Raw genomic sequence first — 2,410 nt, 5'->3', positions numbered from 1 at the left:
GTGCCTGCGCAACAGAATCCTTCGTCTGCTTTATGACGATTTCGGCGATCGCGGCTGGCTTGTCCCAGTATTTTTCGTTGCGTTTGAACCGCAATTCGTCGTTCGGGCTGTAGCCTCCCAGCACATAAGGGCCGCTGCCTGCCGAATTGGTGAGGAACCAAGGCTCCGCGCTGTCCGAGGCAGCCCCATCCTTTGAGGCCTTGGCACCCTGTGTCGAGGCGACGTCGCTGTTTACCACACCGGAGTATGGCGCGATGACTTTGCCGAGGAATTCCGAATCCGGCGCCGACAGTTTGACCACGACCGTGCGTGCATCGGGGGTCTCGATCGACGTAACGGTTTCGAAGAGCCAGGCCATGCCTCCTTGGAGATTGGCCAGCCGCTCCCAGGACCATTTGACGTCCTTGGCTTCGACCGGCGATCCGTCGGAGAAGACCGCCTTCGGATTCATGTGAAACGTGAACTGCGTATTGTTGTCGTTGACCTCCCACTTTTCGGCCAGCGCCGGGGTGATCGTCTTGTTGTCATCTCCGAGCCTCACCAGCGTCTCGTAGACCGCATACAAATAGATGTTGCAGGTATCGCACGTGGTACGAGCGGGATCGAGTGAATTGACGGCAAGGTTGCGGGCAATAATGAGCGGTTTTTGCGCTTGCGCGGAGGCAAGAGACGTCGAGCCAAGCATAGCCAGGGCGATAGCCAGCGGGAGCAAGGCACGGCCGACTCTTTTGCGATTGGGAGTCTTATCGAACGCTACGGTCATTTTGATCTTCCCCTTTGTTGATTGGTGACGAAACGCGGCGCTTCAGAACGTCCATCATATATCATAACGTTGAATTTCGGGCCACCTGTCAATGGGAAATTTGGCGGGAACCAGCCCCGCAGGCCATAAATGGCGGGAGGTCAGTCCGATTATTTCGGCAGAAAGGACGTTCAGAGACGGCTTATCWGCTATGTCAAAATGGCCGTAGCATTCTCCAGCCGGAAAGAAATGTGAGAATTTTCAATGATTTCGATCCGAACCGGAGAAAGTTGCGATCGATGGAAGATTGCGTCTCGACACTAGCGAAGAGTTTGCTATATCAAAAATGATCGTTCCGATCCCGGGTGGAGGCTTTTGTGCCGACAACATCTCATTTTGAGAACTGTATAGATTTCGAGCTGGCCATCGGTGAGAGCCCGGTCTGGGACGAAGAGAAAGGCCTCCTGTGGTTTATAGACGTCCTGCGGCCGGCAGCTTTCACCCTCGAACCGGCCTCAGGAACGGTGGTGGAGTACCCGATGCCCGACGAGATAGGCAGTCTTGGCCTCGTCGCGGGCGGCAAGTTAATTGTAGCACTCAGAAGCGGTGTCCATATTTTCGACCCGGCCACCCGGTCGCTCCAATTTCTCGTTCACCCTGAACCTGGCCGTCCGACGAACCGGCTCAATGATGGGAAAGTCGGTCCCGACGGGTCGTTTTGGGTCGGTAGCATGCACGATGCGTTGCCGCGGCAACCGACGGCGAGCCTGTACCGTGTAACACCAAGTGGCGAAGTGACGACCATTATCGACGGGCTGCGTGTCTCAAACGGCCTCGCCTGGAATCCCGACGGAACAACAATGTATCACGCGGATTCGCGGGGGCCGGTCGTGCGAGCTTTCGACTTCGATCCGGGCAGTGGACAAGTCTCCAATCAACGGACCATCATCGTCCTCGACGAAAAAGGCGGCCTGCCCGACGGGGCAGCGGTGGATGTCGAGGGTTGCTATTGGAGCGCAGGTATTTCCGCTGGGGTCCTCAACCGGTTCACGGCCCACGGCTCTCTCCTCGAGACCCTGGTATTGCCGGTAGCAGCGCCGACGATGCCTTGTTTCGGCGGACCGGATTTCAAGACAATGTTCGTCACGTCCCTGACAACCGATCGGGACGGGAAGCATTCAACCGGTACTTTGATCGCCTTTGACGTCGCTGTGCCTGGTCTTCCCACATACAGGTTTCCGGAGCAGGCACCCCATGCCCTGCATCCCGCATAGCGCGGTGTCGGGACTTTTATCATCTCAACCCGGGAGGGCCCCGCATGGTCGCTGATATTCAACACGTTGAAACCCTGGGCGCCATGCTTGGAGAAAAAGCCGTCATGTTCGGCGATGACGCGGCCTCGTATGAGGACGGTGCCCGCTATGACAAGGGGCGCGCCTCATTCGTTGTGCGACCGGCTACGACAAAGGAAATGTCCCAAGCAGTGTCCTATTGCGTGCGCCACGGGATACATATCATTCCGCAAGGGGGCAACACGGGCGTCGTCGCGGCTTCGACGCCGGACTCCAGTGGAACCCAGGCGGTGATTAGCATTGACCGGTTGGCCCGGAGCCTCAATCTGGACGTCGACAACCGTTCGGTGGCCGTAGATGCGGGTTTCCTGCTGTC

3 protein-coding genes are annotated in these 2,410 nt (G+C 57.6%); 2 read left to right on the top strand and 1 reads right to left on the bottom strand.

The features are described 5' to 3' along the window. On the bottom strand, positions 1 to 763 hold a 763-nt coding region (locus AC1DZP_RS35900), incomplete at its 3' end, for an ABC transporter substrate-binding protein (protein ID WP_477309057.1). A gap of 356 nt (positions 764 to 1,119) precedes the next feature. Here AC1DZP_RS35900 and AC1DZP_RS35895 point away from each other — a divergent pair. Together AC1DZP_RS35895 and AC1DZP_RS35890 are read left to right on the top strand one after the other, a co-directional pair. Further along, positions 1,120 to 2,016, top strand: a complete 897-nt coding sequence (locus AC1DZP_RS35895; RefSeq protein WP_477309055.1) for an SMP-30/gluconolactonase/LRE family protein — start codon at positions 1,120 to 1,122, stop codon at positions 2,014 to 2,016. Positions 2,017 to 2,060: 44 nt separating this feature from the next. Further along, the coding region (locus tag AC1DZP_RS35890; protein ID WP_477309053.1) for an FAD-binding oxidoreductase at positions 2,061 to 2,410 on the top strand (350 nt) is incomplete at its 3' end.

It is taken from the genome of Mesorhizobium sp. P2_F8 (genome assembly GCF_056403655.1).
The sequence above is the reverse complement of the archived record's forward strand: the minus strand, read 5'-3'. Positions and strand labels throughout refer to the sequence as shown.